This window comes from Streptomyces blattellae (genome assembly GCF_009709555.1).
GTDB classification, from domain to species: Bacteria; Actinomycetota; Actinomycetes; order Streptomycetales; family Streptomycetaceae; genus Streptomyces; species Streptomyces blattellae.
On the sequence record NZ_WJBG01000095.1, the window covers coordinates 1 to 1,990 of the forward strand.

Below are 1,990 nucleotides of genomic sequence, written 5' to 3' on the forward strand. Positions count from 1 at the left end.
CATGGCCCAGAACGCCACCTGCGCGCCCGGCATCATGCTCAAGGTCAGGCCGGTGGCGAGTTGGGCGAGGCCCTTCCATACCTGGCCCATCGCCTCCCAGCCGCCGAAGCCGACCAGCGTGCCCAGGCCCACGATCGTGCCCCAGACGCCGTCCACGATCAGGCCGTCCCACACGAAGGACTTCACCCAGTGGCCGACCTCGTACCAGTGGTGCTTCTCCTCCACCGGGTCACCCCAGGGAAGCTTCGCGTTCGCCATGTCCCCGGCGCTGAACCCGTACTGGTCCGCACGCTCCGAACCGTCCCCCGCCACCATCTGCGTGCCGCCCCACAGAGCGGTGATCTTGTTGTGGCAGGTCCGCTCCGCCGCCCAGAACGCCGCCACCGTCGCAGTGATCTCGTCCCGGATCTGATTGTGCTCCTCGACCTTGCCGCCGTCGTACTCCCACTCGTCGTCATCCTTGACGGACGCGACGAACGTCGTCGCGTCCGCCTTCAGCTGCTCCAGCTTGTCCTTGAGGGGGCGGACCTCGGTGGCGTACGACGACAGGGCGCCGGAGACCGTTTCGAGGTCGTCGGCGAAGGCGTCCGCGCGGTCTTGGACCGGCTTCGTCGTCGCGAACAGCTGCTCCGCCTCGGGAGCGGTGTAGTACGCCGACAGGCCCTGGAACTGGGAATGCACGTCCTGGCCGGTCCTGCGGACATCCCCCGCGTCCCTCCTCAGGTCCGCACAGTCCGTCTCCAGCTGCGCCAAGTCACCCGTGAACTGAGGTATCTCCCCTGGCTGGATCACGACGTGCCCGCCCCCGGCATGTCCAGTTTCGGCTCGGCCAGCGCCGCACGCTGCGCCTCCGCGGCCATCTCCTCATCACCGTCCAGATACGCCGTCGTCGCGTCCACCGCACCCTGCAACGACATACCCGCCCGCGCCGCGACGTACTGCAGATCCCGCGACGCCCGCTCCGCATACTGCGACAACGCAAGCGCCACCAGACCACCCGCCGCCTGCTCCCCGTCCTGACCGCCCCCGCCGCCCTCGGCAGAAATCGTGCCCGCACTCGTCGCCGCCGACGTCAGATGATCACCGAACGCCGTGCCGTACTCCTCCAGCTCCGACGCCGTCTCACCTGTCGTCTTCAACACACCCGAAATACCCTGCGGCCTCAGATCCCAGCCCGGCACTACAGCCCCCGCATCCCCGACGCGCCCACAGCCCTACAGACCTCTGCGCACCACGACACCAACCAACCGGTACTCAGCCGATGTTGTCGACCGCAGCCTTCGCCCGCTGAAGCGTCGACTGCGCCGTAGCGTCGTTCTTCTCCAGCGTCGACTTCAGCAAAGCGATGATGTTCCGCACCTCGTTCGAGGCACTGTTCCACCGCTGCTCCTTGCCGTGGTACTCATCCGCCACCCCATCCGCCGTGAAGTCCGCCATCGCCGCCTTCACCTGACGGTCACGATCATCGATCACCGACTCCAGACGAGCGATCACCGCCTGGATATTCGCCTGCGCATCCGACGACGCACCCGTGTCATACGACCGACGATCAGCACCCGCACCCGCCATCACACACCACACCCCGAAAGACGAACCAAACCCCACACAGAGGTCCTGACAGAACGAAGCCCACGCTCAGCGGAACCGCGCCGCATCAAAGTTCGCAGCCCCCATCTGCTGCCGCGCGTTGTCCCCCTGCTCCTGATCACCCGAGGAAAACGCCGAATCCATACCCGACTGACCGCCCACAATCGCCGCCAGCGACCCGTTCAGTTCCCTCGTGATTCCGTCCGCCCGCGCCTTGAACTGATCGAACATCACCCGACCCGAACCGTTGAACCTGCCCTCCAGCGGCGCCGCCGCCTGCACCAACTGCTGGATCAACACACCCAGATCGTCACTCGACCCCCGCGAACCACGCTGCAGGTTCTGCAGCGTCTGCGCACCCATGTCGAACTTCATACCGAACTCGCCTCCCCCATCGGGCTGC

General features: G+C 66.5%; 3 protein-coding genes and 1 pseudogene. All 4 read right to left on the reverse strand.

Annotated elements, in window-relative coordinates; all coding sequences use genetic code 11:
• A pseudogene (locus GFH49_RS01745) lies at nt 1–792 on the reverse strand (ADP-ribosyltransferase); the annotation flags it as partial.
• The gene (locus GFH49_RS01750; protein WP_196217823.1) at nt 789–1,181 is read right to left on the reverse strand and encodes a DUF6507 family protein; all 393 of its coding nucleotides are present in this window, start codon (nt 1,179–1,181) and stop codon (nt 789–791) included. The gene GFH49_RS01750 and the pseudogene GFH49_RS01745, both read right to left, overlap by 4 nt.
• Nucleotides 1,182–1,254: 73 nt before the next feature.
• Entirely contained in the window at nt 1,255–1,569 is a 315-nt protein-coding gene (locus GFH49_RS01755; RefSeq protein WP_155053940.1) for a pore-forming ESAT-6 family protein, read from the reverse strand.
• A 66-nt stretch (nt 1,570–1,635) separates the two neighbouring features.
• Nucleotides 1,636–1,962 carry a hypothetical protein gene (locus GFH49_RS01760; RefSeq protein ID WP_155053939.1) on the reverse strand — a complete coding sequence of 109 codons (327 nt, stop codon included), beginning with the start codon at nt 1,960–1,962 and terminating at the stop codon, nt 1,636–1,638.
• Nucleotides 1,963–1,990 lie beyond the last annotated feature (28 nt).